The sequence below is a fragment of the Streptomyces lydicus genome (assembly GCF_001729485.1).
Classification (GTDB): domain Bacteria; phylum Actinomycetota; class Actinomycetes; order Streptomycetales; family Streptomycetaceae; genus Streptomyces; species Streptomyces lydicus_D.
This window is the reverse complement of record NZ_CP017157.1, coordinates 5,018,397-5,033,822: the sequence shown is the minus strand read 5'-3', so window position 1 is coordinate 5,033,822 and position 15,426 is coordinate 5,018,397. Positions and strand designations below refer to the sequence as shown.

The 15,426-nt window shown below is 72.9% G+C and carries 14 protein-coding genes; 2 read left to right on the top strand and 12 right to left on the bottom strand.

What is annotated here, in order from left to right; all coding sequences use genetic code 11:
• Nucleotides 1–21 precede the first annotated feature (21 nt).
• Complete coding sequence (locus SL103_RS21955; protein ID WP_069570667.1) at nucleotides 22–1,074, bottom strand: polyprenyl synthetase family protein; 1,053 nt, start codon at nucleotides 1,072–1,074, stop codon at nucleotides 22–24.
• Entirely contained in the window at nucleotides 1,067–1,351 is a 285-nt protein-coding gene (locus SL103_RS21950; RefSeq protein ID WP_432215363.1) for a polyprenyl synthetase, read from the bottom strand. The genes SL103_RS21955 and SL103_RS21950 overlap by 8 nt, the downstream gene beginning before the upstream one ends.
• A gap of 202 nt (nucleotides 1,352–1,553) precedes the next feature.
• On the opposite strand from SL103_RS21950, the gene SL103_RS21945 reads away from it, so the two are divergent.
• Nucleotides 1,554–1,991: a GNAT family N-acetyltransferase gene (locus SL103_RS21945; RefSeq protein ID WP_069570666.1), complete on the top strand. Its 438-nt coding sequence runs from the start codon at nucleotides 1,554–1,556 to the stop codon at nucleotides 1,989–1,991.
• Nucleotides 1,992–2,039: 48 nt separating this feature from the next.
• Here the strand turns inward: SL103_RS21945 and SL103_RS21940 are convergent, their stop codons facing one another.
• The 4 genes from SL103_RS21940 to SL103_RS21925 all read right to left on the bottom strand — a co-directional run bounded on the left by SL103_RS21940 (nucleotide 2,040) and on the right by SL103_RS21925 (nucleotide 7,247).
• The gene (locus tag SL103_RS21940; RefSeq protein WP_069570665.1) at nucleotides 2,040–2,891 is read right to left on the bottom strand and encodes an MIP/aquaporin family protein; all 852 of its coding nucleotides are present in this window, start codon (nucleotides 2,889–2,891) and stop codon (nucleotides 2,040–2,042) included.
• A gap of 265 nt (nucleotides 2,892–3,156) precedes the next feature.
• Nucleotides 3,157–3,840, bottom strand: coding sequence for a DUF4232 domain-containing protein (locus tag SL103_RS21935; RefSeq protein WP_069570664.1), 684 nt, complete (start codon nucleotides 3,838–3,840; stop codon nucleotides 3,157–3,159).
• A gap of 168 nt (nucleotides 3,841–4,008) precedes the next feature.
• Complete coding sequence (locus tag SL103_RS21930; protein ID WP_069570663.1) at nucleotides 4,009–6,831, bottom strand: AfsR/SARP family transcriptional regulator; 2,823 nt, start codon at nucleotides 6,829–6,831, stop codon at nucleotides 4,009–4,011.
• A gap of 188 nt (nucleotides 6,832–7,019) precedes the next feature.
• The gene (locus SL103_RS21925; protein ID WP_069570662.1) at nucleotides 7,020–7,247 is read right to left on the bottom strand and encodes a hypothetical protein; all 228 of its coding nucleotides are present in this window, start codon (nucleotides 7,245–7,247) and stop codon (nucleotides 7,020–7,022) included.
• A gap of 257 nt (nucleotides 7,248–7,504) precedes the next feature.
• Between SL103_RS21925 and SL103_RS21920 the strand changes: the two genes are divergently transcribed.
• Complete coding sequence (locus tag SL103_RS21920; protein WP_069570661.1) at nucleotides 7,505–7,915, top strand: Asp23/Gls24 family envelope stress response protein; 411 nt, start codon at nucleotides 7,505–7,507, stop codon at nucleotides 7,913–7,915.
• 93 nt (nucleotides 7,916–8,008) lie between these two features.
• On the opposite strand, the gene SL103_RS21915 is transcribed toward SL103_RS21920, so the two are convergent.
• From SL103_RS21915 to fdh, 6 genes are all read right to left on the bottom strand, one after another.
• Entirely contained in the window at nucleotides 8,009–8,377 is a 369-nt protein-coding gene (locus SL103_RS21915; protein WP_069570660.1) for a low affinity iron permease family protein, read from the bottom strand.
• On the bottom strand, nucleotides 8,355–8,663 hold the full coding sequence (locus tag SL103_RS21910) for a DUF6479 family protein (RefSeq protein ID WP_069570659.1): 309 nt from the start codon (nucleotides 8,661–8,663) through the stop codon (nucleotides 8,355–8,357). The genes SL103_RS21915 and SL103_RS21910 overlap by 23 nt, the downstream gene beginning before the upstream one ends.
• Nucleotides 8,664–8,738: 75 nt before the next feature.
• Nucleotides 8,739–10,046 carry an NAD(P)/FAD-dependent oxidoreductase gene (locus tag SL103_RS21905; RefSeq protein ID WP_069570658.1) on the bottom strand — a complete coding sequence of 436 codons (1,308 nt, stop codon included), beginning with the start codon at nucleotides 10,044–10,046 and terminating at the stop codon, nucleotides 8,739–8,741.
• A gap of 52 nt (nucleotides 10,047–10,098) precedes the next feature.
• On the bottom strand, nucleotides 10,099–11,007 hold the full coding sequence (nrfD, locus tag SL103_RS21900) for an NrfD/PsrC family molybdoenzyme membrane anchor subunit (RefSeq protein ID WP_069570657.1): 909 nt from the start codon (nucleotides 11,005–11,007) through the stop codon (nucleotides 10,099–10,101).
• Between the two features lie 59 nt (nucleotides 11,008–11,066).
• Nucleotides 11,067–11,984: a 4Fe-4S dicluster domain-containing protein gene (locus tag SL103_RS21895; RefSeq protein WP_069570656.1), complete on the bottom strand. Its 918-nt coding sequence runs from the start codon at nucleotides 11,982–11,984 to the stop codon at nucleotides 11,067–11,069.
• Nucleotides 11,981–15,247 carry a formate dehydrogenase gene (gene fdh / locus SL103_RS21890; RefSeq protein WP_069570655.1) on the bottom strand — a complete coding sequence of 1,089 codons (3,267 nt, stop codon included), beginning with the start codon at nucleotides 15,245–15,247 and terminating at the stop codon, nucleotides 11,981–11,983. The genes SL103_RS21895 and fdh overlap by 4 nt, the downstream gene beginning before the upstream one ends.
• Nucleotides 15,248–15,426: the final 179 nt, after the last annotated feature.

Below are 15,426 nucleotides of genomic sequence, written 5' to 3'. Positions count from 1 at the left end.
GTCAGCCCGGGCGGTCGTCGGTCAGTCCTGACGGGCGGTCGCCGCGGCGGCCAGGTGGGTCAGGGCCAGGTGGGCCGGGCGGGGCAGGTCCACGCCCCGCAGCGCGGAGGTGGCGAGGGTGACCCGCTCGGTGATCATGTCCTCGACGCGGGTGTGCGCGCCGGTGCGCTGCACGATGGCGCGGACGCGTGCCAGTTGGTCGGGCGTCAGTGTGCTGCGCCCGAGCAAGCCCATCAGCGCACGGTGCTCAGCGGGGGTGGCCGACTGCCGGGCGAGAGCGATCAGCGCGGTGGGCCGGGCGCCGGTGACGTCGTCGGTGTTCGCCTTGCCCGTGGTGGCCGGCTCGCCGAACAGGCCGAGGAGGTCGTCACGCAGCTGGAACGCCTCGCCCAGCGGCAGTCCGTAGTCGCTGAACACGTCACGTAGCTCCACCCCGGCGCCGGCGAGCGCGGCACCGAGGTGCAGCGGATGCTCCACGGTGTACTTGGCCGTCTTGTAGCGGATCACCTTCAGCGACCGCCCTACGTCCGGTTCGGTGGCGGTGTGCAGGATCTCCAGGGCCTCGCCGGCGATCAGTTCACGGGCCAGTACCCGCCACAGGCCGTTGGCCTGCGCCAGGTATGCCGCCGGCAGACCGCAGCCGGTGAACAACTGGCCGGCCCACGACATCAGGAGGTCGCCGGCCAGCATCGCCAGCGAGCGCGCCCGCGCTGTCTGGCGCGGCCCGTCGGCGAAGACCTCGCACAGCGCGATGTGAGCGGTCGGCCGGCCGTGCCGCAGGCTGCTGTCGTCGATGAGGTCGTCATGGACCACCGCGGCCGCGTGGACCAGCTCCATGCTCGCCGCCGCCCGCACCAGCGCGTCGCTGTCCGGCTGCCCCGCTGCCCGCCAGCCCCAGTAGCAGAAGGCGGACCGCAGACGTTTCCCGCGCGAGGTGACCGCCCGCAGCACGTCCGCGAGCGGAGCCAGGTCCTCGTCCACCGAGAGCAGCGCCTCGACCTCCGCTCCGACGAACCGCTCCAGCTCCCGCTCCACCCGGGACTTGAGCGCGGCCTGCTCCAACGGCTCAGTCACCGGCCCCGCCGGCGCTCCCGGAGCGTGCGTGGCGTGCCAGCGCCTCCATGTGCGGTTCGCCGCCCGCCCCCGCGCGGTCCAGCGCCAGCCGGCCGCGCGCCCGGAGGTCCTGCTGTCCCTGCGTTGCCAACTCGCCGAGGTCCGAGCGGCCCAACAGGCCGCGTACCGCCTGCAGCGCCGTTCCGCACGTGGTCAGAGCCAGGTCCGCCAGCCCTGCCACGAGCAGTACGGCCTGCCCGTCCTCGCCCCGATGCGCATCCCGCGGCACACCCACCACGCCACCCCTCCCACCCATGCCCCGGCACCGGCGATGCCGAGCTCCGGACAGCAGATTGCCCAGTCGGGACCCCCGGGACATACCAAAGCACCTATTAGGCGACTATTCGCCTGCATGTGCCAATATCGCCCCTGCCGGTGTCGGTTGCGGCCTCTCCGGCCGTGCCTGCCGCCGAGTCGTGGCCTGCGCTAGCATGTAATACATGACGAAGCAGAATGACCCTTACGAGGTGTGTGCGGGTGTGCCCTCCGTCGAGGTCTTCCGCCGCTTGCGCACCGACGCGGGACTCTCCGACAAGGCCCCCGAGGCGGTCGCGCTCGCCCTGCCCAACACCTGGTACGGCGTGGTCCTCCGGTACGAGGGCGAGCCCATCGGCATGGGGCGGATCATCGGTGACGGCGGCACCGCGTTCCAGGTCGTCGACATCTGCGTGCACCCCGCCCACCAGGGGCTCGGGCTCGGGAAGCGCATCATGGCCGCGCTCGCCGAGGAGCTGGAACGCCGGGCGCCCGCGACCGCGTATGTGTCACTGATCGCGGACGGCCCGGCGCGCTTCCTGTACGAGAAGTTCGGCTTCGCCGCCACCACGACCCACGACTCGATCGGTATGTACCGCTTGATGAGCGCCGGTACCGGCTGACGGTCGGGGTGTGGGCGTCCGGCCTCCGACGGGGCCGGTGCGCACGGCTCAGGCTTGTCCTTCCGGGGCGGGGGTGCGCCCGGCGGGCTCGGGGCCGGCAGTGGGGAGGAAGTTGCCGATGAGGAACTTGTAGATACCGGCTCCCAGGACGCCGCCGATCAGCGGGCCGGCGATGGGGACCCAGAAATACAGGTTGCCCCATTGGTCCCGCCAGGCGCCGCCGTACCCGGTGAGGAAACTGGCCAGTCTGGGGCCGAGGTCACGGGCCGGGTTGATCGCGTAGCCGGCATTCGTGCCGAAGGCCATGCCGATTCCGACCACGACCAAGCCGATGATCAAAGGGGCCATGTTGGCGCCCGGCGGCGTGTTCAGCAGGTCGGTGATGGCGAAGATGAGGAGCAGCAACAGGGCGGTGCCGATCACTTGGTCGCGGAATGCGCCCCATTCGTGGACGCCGGCCGTGGTCGAACCGTTTCCCGGCAGCGTGGAAAAGACGAATTGCGTCTTGATGGTGTGCGTCGGATCGGCCCGCGCCAATACTTCGGTGTAGTTCCAGCGCACCAGCAGCGCCGCGACGAAAGCTCCGGCGGTCTGTGCGAGGGCGTACGGCAGGACCTTGGGCCAGGGAAAGTCCTTGAAGGTGGCAAGGGAGAGCGTCACCGCCGGATTGAGGTGCGCGCCGCTGAGACGGGCCGCTACGTAGACGCCGAGGGTGACCCCCAAGCCCCAGGCCCAGGCGATGCTGTCGTGGTCTCCGAGCCCGCCCTTCGGATTCGTCAGGGCCCCGCCGGCCACCACCTGTGCCACCACGCCGCACCCGAACAGAATGAGCACCATGGTGCCCAGGAATTCCGCGGAGAGTTCGCGGAACAGTTGTGGCTTGCGAACTGGTTCACTCATCGTTATCGGCGTCTCCTCGACGGTTCGGGCAGCGCGCAGGCAGCGGTACTACAGCCCCCCGATCATCAGGGGGTGGTAGACGCTCATGCCACCCGGAACCCGAATGACGAGTCGTAATCACTCGGTCGGGGTGATGTGGTTGCGCTGACTGAGTCGCGCCGTCGAGGAAATCCGATGTACCGATTGCGACTTGTCGGTGTTGCTCAATTGGCCGGGGTAATTCGGGGCGGTGGTGTGGCGCCGGCAGCGCCGTACGGGGGCCGGCTCAGAAGTCGTCCGCGCCGTTGCGCAGTTCGTACGTCCAGTAGCCGGTCGCCCACTTCGCCGGGTCGACCGCCAGGCCGGCGCCGGGCGCCTGCACGGTGGCCGGGCGGCCGCCGCCCTGGAGCGTGACGGAGAAAGCCGTCACGGGTTCGGTGTCCTCGTCGACCCCGCCGTTCGACAGCCGCACCAGGGCGTAGGCGGGGGCGCCCGGGGTGAGCACGACGGGCGTGGCCGGCTTGCTCTTGGCGACCGGCGGCACGTTCTCCCGGTGGCTCTCGAGGAACTGGATCTCCGGGTAGCCCGTCAGTCTGCAGCTGTGGCCCGAGGTGTTCTTCGCCGTCAGCACGAGGTGGGTGTACGGCGGGCCGTTCAGGTAGGCGGCGCTGACGGCGACGTCCTTGGTCGTGCAGACGGGGGCGGACGCGGAGCGGGAGGTCTTCGCGGTGCCGGGGCTCGTGGCGCCGGTGTGGTGGGAGCCACCGGTGTTCCGGGCGGCGTCGGCCTGCTTCGCGGCGTCGGCCTGCTTCGCGGTCCGCCCCGAAGCGGCGGCAGGCGCCGGGTCGTTCGCCGCCGGGCCGGCGGCCCTGGCGCCGGCGGCGTCCCCGCCGCAGGCCGTGAGCGCCAGGGCGAGCACGGCGGTGGACGCGGCGGCGAGGAGGGTGGTGCGCTGACGGAACGTACTCATCGGAATGCCCCCGTGGGTGCGGTGCGGCGAACGCCAGGTCCTCGGCGTGCCGTTGCTGACCTGCTGACATGCCTGAGTCTGGGGGCCGGTGGTCACGTTCTGCTGATGTCCCGCTGACGTCCCGCTGATGCTCGGTGCGGTGCGCCGGCGACGGGGTGCGGGCGCGCGTCATGCACCGTCGGTGAGCCGGCGGACCGCCTGTTCGTGCCGCCTGCGGTACTCCGGCCGCCCGGTCACCCGTAACAGCGCTGCCAGGGCCCGTACGGCGCCTTCGTCGTATCCGACGCGTTCCGCGTCCCCGGCCGCCCGGCCCAGGAGCCGGAGGCCCTCGCTCTCGTCGCCGAGCGCCACCCGGGCCTCACCGCTGACGGTCAGCAGCAGGACCCGGCGTGCCACCTCCTCGGGCTCCGGCCCCAGGTCGAGCGCCTGCCGGACGGAGTCGAGGGCGTCCCGCGGCCGGCCGGCGGTGAGCTGCATCCGGGCGAGGTGCTGCAGGGCGAGCATCTCGGTGTGCGCGTCGTGTTCCTCGCGGGCCAGGCCGACCGCCCGTGTGCAGCCCTCCAGCGCGGCACCGAACCCGCCCTGCTCGGCCTGGACGACGGCCAGGTTGATCAGCGCGGTCGCCTCGCCGAGCCGGTCACCGGCCTGCCGGGCGAGACCGGGTGACCGCTCCAGCAGCGCGACGGCCTCGTCGACCCTGCCCTCCTCGCTCAGCACCCAGCCGAGCAGATTGCGCACCCTCGACTCGGCATAGGGGTCCTTCAGGGCGCGGGCGGAGTCCAGCGCCAGTTCCAGCAGCGGGACCCAGCTGTCCCGCACGCGCCAGACCACCTGCGGCCACTGCAGCAGGATGATCCGCCAGGCCCGGTCGTCGAGACCGGCGGCCCGGGCGGCGACGGCGGCCAGCGCCAGGTCGTCGCGCTCGGTGGCCAGCCAGCGCATCGCCGCCGCCCGGTCGGTGAAGTCCCGGACGGCGGCGGGGCGGCGGTAGTCGTCCGGCAGGGCGAAACAGGACTCGCCACCGGGCTCGGCGGTGTCGGCGGCGCTGAGTGCGGTGGCGATGTAGTGGTCGAGGACCCCGACGAGGGCCTCCGCCCCGGATGCCGGGTCGAGACCACGGGCGTAGAGGCGCACCAGATCGTGCAGCTGCCAGGTTCCGGGGACCGACTCGGTGACGAGGTGGGCGGCGGCGAGCCGCTCCAGTGCCGCCGCGGCCACGACCGGGTCGGTGCCGGCGAGGGCGGCGGCCGTGTAGCGGTCGAAGTGGGAGCCGGGGTGGTGGCCGAGCCGGGTCAACTGGTGCACGGCGTCCGGCGGCAGTTGCTGCACGGTCAGCCGCAGCGCGGCGGAGACGCCGGTGTCGTCCACGTCGAGGTAGTGCAGCCGGCTGCGCTCGTCGGCCAGTTCGTCGGCCAGGCCGGCGAGGGTCCACTGCGGACGCCCGGCCAACCGGGCCGCGGTGACGCGCAGGGCGAGTGGCAGCCCGCCGCACAGCTCGGCGAGTCTGCGGGCGGCCACCGGTTCCGCGCGGACCCGTTCCTCGCCGAGCACACCGGCCAGCAGGGCCGTGCCGTCCCGCGGTTCGAGCGAGTCGAGCGGGACGGGACGCGCCGCGTCCGAGGCGATGAGCCCTTCCAGCCGGTGCCGGCTGGTGACCAGCGTGACGCAGTCGCGGCCGCCGGGCAGCAGGGGCCGGACCGTGGCGGAGTCCCGGGCGTTGTCGAGGATCACGAGCAGCCGGCGCCGGTCGGTCAGGGACCGGAAGAGCGCGGCCGCGGCGGGCACGGACTCGGGTATCCGGCGCGGCGCGAGCCCGAGTGCCAGCAGGAACTCGCGCAGCACCTCGCTCAGCGTGGGCTCACCGGTGTCGCTGAATCCGCGCAGATCGACGAAGAGCCGTCCGTCCGGGAAGGCATCGGCGTTGCGGTGCGCCCACTGCAGGGCCAGCGCGGTCTTTCCCACCCCGGCGGGCCCGGTGACCAGGCAGACCGGCGCCTCGCCCGCCGCCGCCCGGGTGAGCGCGGCCAGTTCGGTGCCCCGCCCGTGGAAGCCCCGGGGCGCGCGGGGCAGCAGATCGGCGTGCGGTTCGTCGGCCCGCGGTGCCGGCACGCTGCCGTGCCCGGTGGCGCCGCTCCCGCCGGCACTGCCGCGTACGGTGTCCGGGGCCGGGCCGGGCGGTGCCGTCGCGGTGGCGCCGGCGGCGTTCTTCCGGGCGCCGTCCCGCCTGCCTGCCGGCTCCTCGTGCGGCGGGGAGTCGTCCCGCAGGATCAGCGCGTACGCGTCGGCGAGTTCACGCCCCGGGTCGACGCCCAGCTCATCGGCGAGCAGCCGCCGTGTGCGGTGGAACCACTCCAACGCCTCCGACTGCCGTCCCGCCCGGTAGAGCGCCGTCATCAGCGCCGCGGTCAGCGTCTCCCGCATCGGGTGCGCGACCGCTTCCGTGCGCAGCAGGGCCGCGGCCCGGTTGTGCTCGCCCAACGAGGCGTAGCCGTGGGCCAGTTCCTCGACCGCCGCCAGCCGGGACTCCTCCAGCTCGTGCGCGGCCGCCCGGAGCGGCGGGCCGGTGAAGGCGCCGGTGAGCGCCGGGCCCTGCCACAGCGACAGGGCCTCCCGGAGCATCCGCACGGCGTCGGCCGGGTCGCCCTGCTCCCGCGCCAGCAGCAGCAGTTCCTCGAACCGTTCGGAGTCCAGCAGGGTCTCCGGTACCCGCAGCAGATACGCCTCGCCGAGGGTGACCAGCTCCACCCCGTACGCCTCCGCGTCGGCGCCCACCAGGAGGGCGCGCAGCCGGGAGACATGCCCCTGGATGACGTTGCGGGCGTGCAGGGGCGGGGTGTCGTCCCACAGGGAGTCCGTCAACCGGGCGAGCGAAACGGGGGTGTTGGCGGACAGCAGCAGCGCGGCGAGCAGGCTGCGGCGTTTGGCGGGGCCGAGCGGCAGGGGTCCGGAGAAGGTGTCGACGCAGACGGTGCCGAGCAGCCGGAACTCCACGGGCGGCTTCCCTTCGGGACGGGATGCACCCGGTGTCGGGCACGAGAGAAGTCCCAGGATATCGGGGGTTTCGGGGAGCCCAGGAAGGGTCGTTCCGGCCCCTCCCGGACGCGTGCGGGAGGGCGGGGCCGGTCCGCCGGGGCGTACCGCGGAGCCTCACCCGAGGCCGCGTGCCCGACCGCCGGTGACTACGGAGTGTGCGTACAGCCTTGCCGGCCGTAATACCACGTGTACTGGCCCGTCACCCAGGCGTCCGCGGTGAGGGTGAAGGTGCCCCGTGGAGGGGGGCAGTGGAACGTCGTCGTGATGCCGTGGCCGGACGAGGGGGCCGGCGTCGCGGGGGCGGCCGAGGCGATGCCGGCGCCGCCCGCGCCGAACAGGGCGACGGCGAACGCGGTCGCGATGAGTTTCTTCATGGCTTCTCCCGGTACCAGCGCGTGCGTGGACTGCCTGTGGGCCCTGGGCGCTCGTTCCCCCACCGGGCCAGGACCGTCTCCGCGCGAAGACACACAGGGGACCCTACAAGCAACTGGCTTAAATCGGAACAATGGCAAAAAATCTCCTTTTCCAGCCACGAGAGGTTTCCCCGCCACGAGAGGCGGCTTCATCCGACGCGACCTAGCGTGAGGAGACGGGCCAACGTTTCCCCGATGGAGTGAAGAGGTGGTGCGCGATGACCGAGCCGGTACAGGGCGGGTCGCGGAACACGGGAAACCTCGGGCGGACCACGATCGCCGACGGAGTGGTGGCGAAGATCGCCTATCTGACCGCCCGGGACGTGCCGGGGGTGCACGCCCTGGGCAGTGGATTCTCCAGATCGGTGGGTGAGCTGCGCCGACGGGTACCCGGGGGAGGTACGGCGACCACCCACGGTGTCAAGGTCGAGGTCGGCGAGCGGCAGGCCGCGGTCGATCTGGACGTCATCGTCGAGTACGGCGAGATCATCCCCGAGGTGGGGAGATCGGTACGCGAGGACGTGATCGCCGCGATCGAGCGGATGACCGGGCTGGAAGTCGTCGAGGTCAACATCGCGGTGAGCGATGTGAAGCTGCCCGAGGAGGAGGAAGCGGAGCGGGTGCGGTAGCTCGTCCCGGGGGCGCGCTGCCGCGGAGGGGCGGCCTCCGGTCACCTCACGACGGCGGGCGGGCACCGGCCCCGCGCCGGGCACGGCGCGGCGTCATGTCTCGTCCTCCAGGCGGATCGCCTTCCTGAGGTCCTCGGCGGCCTGTCCGCCCTCGTCCTCGCGCCCTTCGAGCAGCGCGGCCGCCAGGGCGTCGAGCTTGCGCTGGATGGCGTGTTCGGCGCGCAGCTCGGAGTTCTTCAGCAGCGCGAGGAGCAGCAGGGTGACCGCCGACATGGCGTCGCCCGCCAGCAGTTGCCAGCTCAGCGGGAGCCCGGCGAGGTGCGCGGCGACGAACAGGGCGATCAGGGCCAGGCAGAGCAGGAAGAAGGCGGGGGAGCTGGTGAAGTGCGAGGCCGCCTGAGCCAGCTCGGCGAACCGGCCCCGCCGGTCGCCGCCTCGGTTAGCGGGGTGGCGAAGAGTCATGCGTGCCCTCGCCCTTCAGCTCGTGTGGGCTCAGCCGCCGCTCCGTCCGGGGGAGTTCGTCGGGCGGCCGGTTCTCGACGACGTCGCCGACCGGGCCGCCCTCCGGCAGTCGCGGCTGCTCCTCGGGTCGCGGCGGGGCGGGCTCGCGGGTCTTGGCGCGGCGTCCCCAGACGAAGGCGGCGAGCAGCACGGCGACGATCACCACTCCGACGAGGGTGAGCAGGGCGCCGCTCGTGACGTGGGGAGCCGCCAGCGGTGCGGTCGGGGTCAGGTTCGCTGCTGCCATGTCTTGAGTCTCCATCCGGGCCGGTTACCCGACGAGCCGAGGACTACGCGGTCAGGGGCGGGCGTTGGCGGCCCGTCACGTGGATCCGTCCGAGCCGCGGGGCAGCCGGGCCACTTCCGGCGAGGCGGTGTCCAGCGGCACCGACCAGGGGCTGACCAGGCCGAGGTGGACACCCTGGCGGGGGAGTACCGCGTCCAGCAGCCAGTCGGCGGCCACCCGGACGCGGTTCCCGGGCATCGCCATCAGGTGGTAGCCGCGGGTGACGGCACCGGCGAGCGGGCCGGAGAGCGGGACGTGCAGCGGGTTCGCGGCGGCCTGGACCCCGCCGAGGTCGACCATGAAGCCCAGGTCCCGGTGCTCGTACGCACGGGGTTTGCCCCGGCCGCAGGACGCGGCCACGTTGTGTGCCGCGACCTTGCCCTGCCGCTGGGCGTGCTGGGCGGTCATCGGCGTCACCTCGCCCGGGCGGGTCAGGTCGGGTACCGCCGCGGCGTCACCGCAGGCGAACACCTCCGGATGCCCCGGCACCGTCAGGTACGCGTCGACGCACAGCCGTCCCTTGTCCGTGGGCAGCCCCAGCCCCTCCACCAGCGGGTCGGGCCGGACGCCCACGCACCAGATGAGCGAGCGGCTGGCGATGAACTCGCCGTCGTCCAGCAGCACCCCCTCCGACGTCGCTTCCTTGACCGAGGTACCGGTACGGACGTCCACCCCGCGGCCCCGTAGCACCCGGTCGGCGGTGTGCGACAGCCGCTCGTCGAGCCCCGGCAGCAGCCGGTCGGCGACGTCCAGCAGCAGCCAACGGGGGCGCGGCCCGTCCCGCAGCCCGACGTTCTGGCGGGCCAGCGAATCGGTGAACAGCACGCCGTGGGCGGCGACTTCGGTACCGGTGTAGCCGGCGCCGACGACCACGAACGTGGTCCGTGCGGCCCGCACCGCCGGGTCGTCGGACGCACCGGCCAGCTCGACCTGACGGACCATGTGGTCGCGCAGGTACAGCGCCTCCGGCATCCCGCGGAAGCCGTGGGCGTGCTCGGTGACGCCGGGAATGGGCAGCAGCTTGTTGACGCTGCCGACGGTCAGCACCAGCCGGTCGTACGTCAGCGACCCCTCCCGTTCCTCGGGGTCGGTGTACGTCACCCGGCGGGCGTCGAGGTCGATGCCGTGGGCGTGGCCGAGGACCAGCCGGACGCCCGGCAGGGTGCCGGTGAGGGACACCGCGACCCGGCGGGGTTCGAGGATGGCGGCCGCGACCTCCGGCAGCAGCGGCACGTACAAGAAGTAGTCGAGCGGGTTGAGCAGCACGATCTCGGCGGCTCCCTTGGCCTGCCGGGAGAGCGCGCGGGCACAGTTGTAGCCGGCGAAACCGGCTCCGACGATCACGATCCGAGGACGACGTCGCTTCACGAGTACTCCTGCGGTCGGGGAAGTGTCGCTATTCCGATGGTGGGGCCGTGGCCCCCTGGGTCGTGCGTTGCGGGACGACCGTGTACGCGGGGTCCTCCGCGGAGGCGATACCGGCCGCGAAGACGCCGAAGCGGGTACAGGCCGAGCCGGTGAGCAGCGCCAGACCGGCGGCGACGGCCGCCGGGCGGTGGCGGCGGCCCACGAGTGCCGCGGTCGCCGCGGCCCCGCAGGTCAGCACCTCGGCGCAGCGCAGCAGCCGTCCCGCCCGCCCCTCGCGGTAGGTCTCCGCCACCATGCCCAGGCGCCGCTCGGCCGCCCGGGTCGCCACCGCGTCGGCGGCGGCCGCCAGCACAGCGGCGCAGCGGGCCGGGGTGTTCTCGTGCGGGGGAGCCAGCACCAGTGCCATGCCGGCGGCCGCGGCGGTCGCGGAGGCGGCGAAGAGGTAGGGCAGTTCGCGGTGCGCGCCGTGCCAGGCCGGTACGGCGGTGTCCGCCGCGAGGACCGCGGTGTACGTGGCCACTGCCGGCCCCAGCAGCGCGGCGGTCGCGGTGGCGGCGGCACCCGCCCGGGGCAGCCGTCCGGTGACCGCGCTGAGCGCCGCCGCCCCGGCCGCCGGCCCGTACCCGCTGAGCAGCCACGAGCCGACGCTCATCGGCGAGGTGGGCTTCAGCACCCGCAGCATGTTGGCGAACCGGCTCGGGCGGCCGAGGTCGTTGATGAGCGCCGCGGCGGAGAGCGACACCGCCGCGAGGGACGAGACCTTCATCCCGGTCGCCAGGCCGGTCCGGCCGGTCAGCTGGGCGCCCGCGGCGAGCACCGAGCCCGCACCGGCCAGCCCGCCGAGGAAGAAGTACCCGGCGATGTCCCTGGCCGCCCACGACGGGGCCTTGATGATGGGACGGCCGTAGTAGGAGCCGAACTCCGCGCGGGGGAACATGAGTTCCTCGCCCTTACGGGACCGTCGTGCGCGCGCCGCGCGCGTCCTGCCGGGCCGGGTCATCGCCGTACCTGTGCCTTTCCCCGGGCGAGCGCGGGCAGCGCGAAGGACAGCGCGACACCGCCCGCCAGCGACAGCGCGGCGGCAGCCGCGTGCTTCCACATGGCCGGCAGGTCCCGGGTCGTGACCACCGGGTCCGGCGGCAGCCCGTACACCTCCGGCTCGTCCAGCAGCAGGAAGAACGCCCCGTCGCCGCCGACCCCGTCCGTGGGGTCGTGGCCGTAGAGCCGCGCCTCGGGCACGCCCGCGGCGTGCAGTTGGTCCACCCGCAGCGCGGCCCGCTCGCGCAGCTCGTCCAGCGGGCCGAACTGGATCGACTCGGTCGGGCACGCCTTCGCGCACGCCGGCTCCTGCCCGGCGCCGAGCCGGTCGTAGCACAGCGTGCACTTGAACGCCCGCCCGTCGGAGGGGCGTTGCTCGATGACGCCGTAGGGGCAGGCGGGTACGCAGTAGCCGCAGCCGTTGCAGATGTCCTCCTGCACGACGACGGTGCCGAACTCGGTGCGGAACAGCGAGCCGGTCGGGCAGACGTCGAGGCAGGCCGCGTGGGTGCAGTGCTTGCAGACGTCGGAGGACATCAGCCAGCGGAACTCCCCGCCGGCCGACTGCGAGGCGTCCTGGACCAGCGGGAGTTCCCGGCGGCCCTCGGGGGCGGGCACCGGTGGCGCCGACTGCTCGATGAAGGCCACGTGCCGCCAGGTCGACGCCCCGAGGCCGGCGGTGTTGTCGTACGACATGCCGGTGAGCGTGAACCCGTCCTCCGAGAGGGCGTTCCACTCCTTGCACGCCACCTCGCACGCCTTGCAGCCGATGCAGACGGAGGTGTCGGTGAAGAACCCCACCCGGGGCGGGTGGCCGGCGTGACCGGCGTCGCCGGCCGGATCCGGTTCCGGGCCGCTGAGCTGGCTGTCCGTCATGGCCGTGGGTCCTTCCCGGTGTGCTCGGTGATGCCCGCCCGGCGGCGGTAGTCGGCCACCAGGCGGGACAGGGCGGGGCCGCGTGGCCGGCGGCCCGGGCGGATGTCGGCGGTGAGCGCCTTGTCCTCCTGGATGTGGGAGTTGGGGTCCAGTGAGATGGCGACCAGCTCGTTGGCCGCGTCGCCGGTGACGACCCCGTTGGGGCCCCAGTGGAACGGCAGACCGATCTGGTGCACCTCGCGGCCGTGCACGGTCAGCGTCTTGATCCGGTCGGTGACCGCCACCCGCGCCTCGATGGCGTTGCGCGCGGTGATGAGGGTGGCCCACCCGTTGTGCTCCAGCCCGCGCTCGGCGGCGAGCTTCGGCGACACCTCGCAGAACAGCTCCGGCTGCAGCTCGGACAGGTGGGACGACCAGCGGCTCATCCCGCCCGCCGTGAAGTGCTCGGTGAGGCGGTGGGTGGTGAGCACGTACGGGTAGACCTCGGCGCCCGGTTCGTCGCCGCTGGGGTGGTAGCGGTTGCCCTCGCGGAAGTAGCGCTGCTTGGTGGGGGAGCGCTGGTGGTCGGGGTAGAGGGCGTTGGGGAACGGGGAGTCCTGCGGCTCGTAGTGGGTGGGCAGCGGCCCGTCGAGCAGCCCGGACGGCGCGTAGAGCCAGCCCTTGCCGTCCGCCTGCATGATGAACGGGTCGTCGCCGCGCAGCGCGTCCGCGCCGGTGGCCTCGGGCGGCGGCACATGGTCCGGGGCCCGGTCGGGAACGAAGTCCGGTACGTCGTGGCCGGTCCAGCGGCCGGCGTCGGCGTCCCACCACAGATACGCCTTCCGCGGGCTCCAGGGTGTGCCGTCGGGGGCGGCGGAGGCGCGGTTGTAGAGGATGCGGCGGTTCGCCGGCCAGGACCACGCCCATTCGGCGGCGACCCAGTCCTGCTCGGTGTGCGGTGTGCGACGGGCGGCACGGTTGACGCCGTCCGCGAAGACCCCGCAGTAGATCCAGCAGCCGCAGCGGGTCGAACCGTCGTCCTTGAGCTGGGTGTAGGCACTCAGCAGCGCGCCGTCCGGGCCGTGCCCGTTGATCTCGGCCAGCACGGCCGCGGCGACCGGTTCCCGCAGCGGCCCCTCCTCCGGATAGTCCCAGGTCAGGTCCTGGATCATGGTGTCCATCGGATCGCGGGAGGCGGCCAGCTTCTCCTTGATGAGCCGGCCCAGGTGGTACGTGAACCACAGGTCGCTGCGGGCGTCGCCCCGCGGCTCGACGGCGGCGTGGTGCCACTGGAGCCAGCGGTTGGTGTTGGTGAAGGAGCCGGACTTCTCGGTGTGCGAGGCGGCGGGCAGGAAGAAGACCTCCGTCCCGATGTCCTCGGTACGCAGCTCACCGGTCTCGATCTCGGGGCCGTCCTGCCACCACGTCGCCGACTCGATGAGCGAGAAGTCGCGTACCACCAGCCAGTCCAGCTTCGCCATGCCCAGGCGCTGGAGACGGGTGTTGGCGGACCCGACGGCGGGGTTCTCGCCCATGAGGAAGTAGCCCCGGCAGGCGCCGTCCAGCTGTGCCATGACGGTGTCGTAGGTGCTGTGCGACCCCGTCAGCCGCGGCAGGTGGTCGAAGCAGAAGTCGTTCTCCGGGGTCGCGGCATCGCCGTAGTACGCCTTGAGCAGGCTGACGAAGTACGCCCGCATGTCGCCCCAGAAGCCCTTTTCGGTACGGCTCGCCGCGACGAACGACTCCAGGTCCTCGTGAGCGTGCGCCTGCGGCATCGGGAGGTAGCCCGGCAGCAGGTTGAAGAGCGTGGGGATGTCACTGGAGCCCTGGATGGAGGCGTGGCCGCGCAGCGCCTGGATGCCGCCCCCGGGACGGCCGATGTTGCCGAGCAGCAGCTGGAGGATGCTCGCGGCCCGGATGTACTGCGTGCCGACCGAGTGCTGGGTCCAGCCCACCGCGTAGGCGAACGCGCTGGTGCGGTCGCGCCCGGAGTTCTCGGTCAGCGCGTCGCACACCTGCCGGAAGGTCTCGGGCGGCACCCCGCAGATCCGCTCGACCGCCTTGGGGGTGTAACGGGCGAAGTGCCGCTTGAGGATCTGGTAGACGCAGCGGGGGTGTTGCAGGGACGGGTCGCGCGGGGCCCGGGGGTGTGCCTGCGCGCCGCCCGAGCCGTGTGCCTCGGCGGACCCCGGTGCCGCGTGCGCGTCCTGGGTGTCATGCAGCTTCCGGTCGTGCAGCTGCTCGACGTCGCCGGCCGGGGCCTGCACGTCGGTGCCCTCGTACTGCCAGCTCGCCGGGTCGTAGCGGTGGCCCTCTTCGTCCAGCCCGGAGAAGACACCCCCGAGGTCCTCGGTGTCGCGGAAGTCCTCGCTGACGAGGGAGGCGGCGTTGGTGTAGGCGAGGACGTACTCGCGGAAGTCCTTCTCCTCGGTGAGGACGTGGTTGATGATCCCGCCCAGGAAGGCGATGTCGGTGCCGGCCCGGATCGGCACGTGCAGATCGGCCAGCGCGCTGGTGCGGCTGAAACGCGGGTCGACGTGGATGATCCGCGCGCCCCTGGCCTTGGCCTCCATCACCCACTGGAAGCCCACCGGGTGCGCCTCGGCGAAGTTGGAGCCCTCGATGACGATGCAGTCGGCGTGCTGGAGGTCCTGCATGAAGGTGGTCGCGCCGCCCCGGCCGAACGAGGTGCCCAGGCCCGCGACCGTGGAGCTGTGGCAGACCCGTGCCTGGTTCTCCACCTGGACCACGCCGAGCCCGGTCATCAGCTTCTTGATCAGGTAGTTCTCCTCGTTGTCGAGGGTCGCGCCGCCCAGGCTGGCGATGCCGAGGGTCCGGGCGACCCGCCGGCCGTCCTCCTCCCACTGCCAGGTGTCGCGGCGCAGCTCGATCACCCGCTCGGCGATCATGTCCATGGCGGTGTCGAGGTCCAGCGGCTCCCACTGCGTCCCGTAGGGCCGCCGGTAGAGCACCTGGTGGCGCCGCGACTCCCCGGTCGTCAGCTGCAGCGTCGCCGACCCCTTGGGGCACAGCCGCCCCCGGCTGATCGGCGAGTCGGGGTCGCCCTCGATCTGCACCACCTTGTCGTCCTTGACGTACACCTGCTGCCCGCAGCCGACCGCGCAGTACGGGCAGACCGACGCCACCACCCGGTCCGCGGTGCCGGTGCGCGGCCGCAGCGCCTCGGTGGGCCCGGACATCGCGGCGCGCCCGCGGCCCAGCGGGTCACCGCCGGTGAGCTGCCGGTACACGGGCCAGCTGCGCAGCATCCTCCGCATGCCCATGGTTCCTCCCGCGTCGATCCAGGTGTGCTGTCTCCAAGCTCGCCTCTGCGGGCTGCGCGTGCCCGTTGGTGGGCCTGTTACTCACCCAACCGGGCAGTCGAGAGGCCGTGGCGCCGCCCGCTTCCCACATGCGGGGCGGGCCGTCGCGCGCCACAGTGAGAGGTGCGGCCCTCGTCGAG

Excerpts from the sequence above, each read along its gene's own strand:
- SL103_RS21945 (WP_069570666.1), top strand. The coding sequence starts at position 1,554 with ATGACGAAGCAGAATGACCCTTACGAGGTGTGTGCGGGTGTGCCCTCC.
- SL103_RS21940 (WP_069570665.1), bottom strand. The coding sequence starts at position 2,891 with ATGAGTGAACCAGTTCGCAAGCCACAACTGTTCCGCGAACTCTCCGCG.
- SL103_RS21935 (WP_069570664.1), bottom strand. The coding sequence starts at position 3,840 with ATGAGTACGTTCCGTCAGCGCACCACCCTCCTCGCCGCCGCGTCCACC.
- SL103_RS21925 (WP_069570662.1), bottom strand. The coding sequence starts at position 7,247 with ATGAAGAAACTCATCGCGACCGCGTTCGCCGTCGCCCTGTTCGGCGCG.
- SL103_RS21920 (WP_069570661.1), top strand. The coding sequence starts at position 7,505 with ATGACCGAGCCGGTACAGGGCGGGTCGCGGAACACGGGAAACCTCGGG.
- SL103_RS21915 (WP_069570660.1), bottom strand. The coding sequence starts at position 8,377 with ATGACTCTTCGCCACCCCGCTAACCGAGGCGGCGACCGGCGGGGCCGG.
- SL103_RS21910 (WP_069570659.1), bottom strand. The coding sequence starts at position 8,663 with ATGGCAGCAGCGAACCTGACCCCGACCGCACCGCTGGCGGCTCCCCAC.
- nrfD (WP_069570657.1), bottom strand. The coding sequence starts at position 11,007 with ATGTTCCCCCGCGCGGAGTTCGGCTCCTACTACGGCCGTCCCATCATC.
- SL103_RS21895 (WP_069570656.1), bottom strand. The coding sequence starts at position 11,984 with ATGACGGACAGCCAGCTCAGCGGCCCGGAACCGGATCCGGCCGGCGAC.
- fdh (WP_069570655.1), bottom strand. The coding sequence starts at position 15,247 with ATGGGCATGCGGAGGATGCTGCGCAGCTGGCCCGTGTACCGGCAGCTC.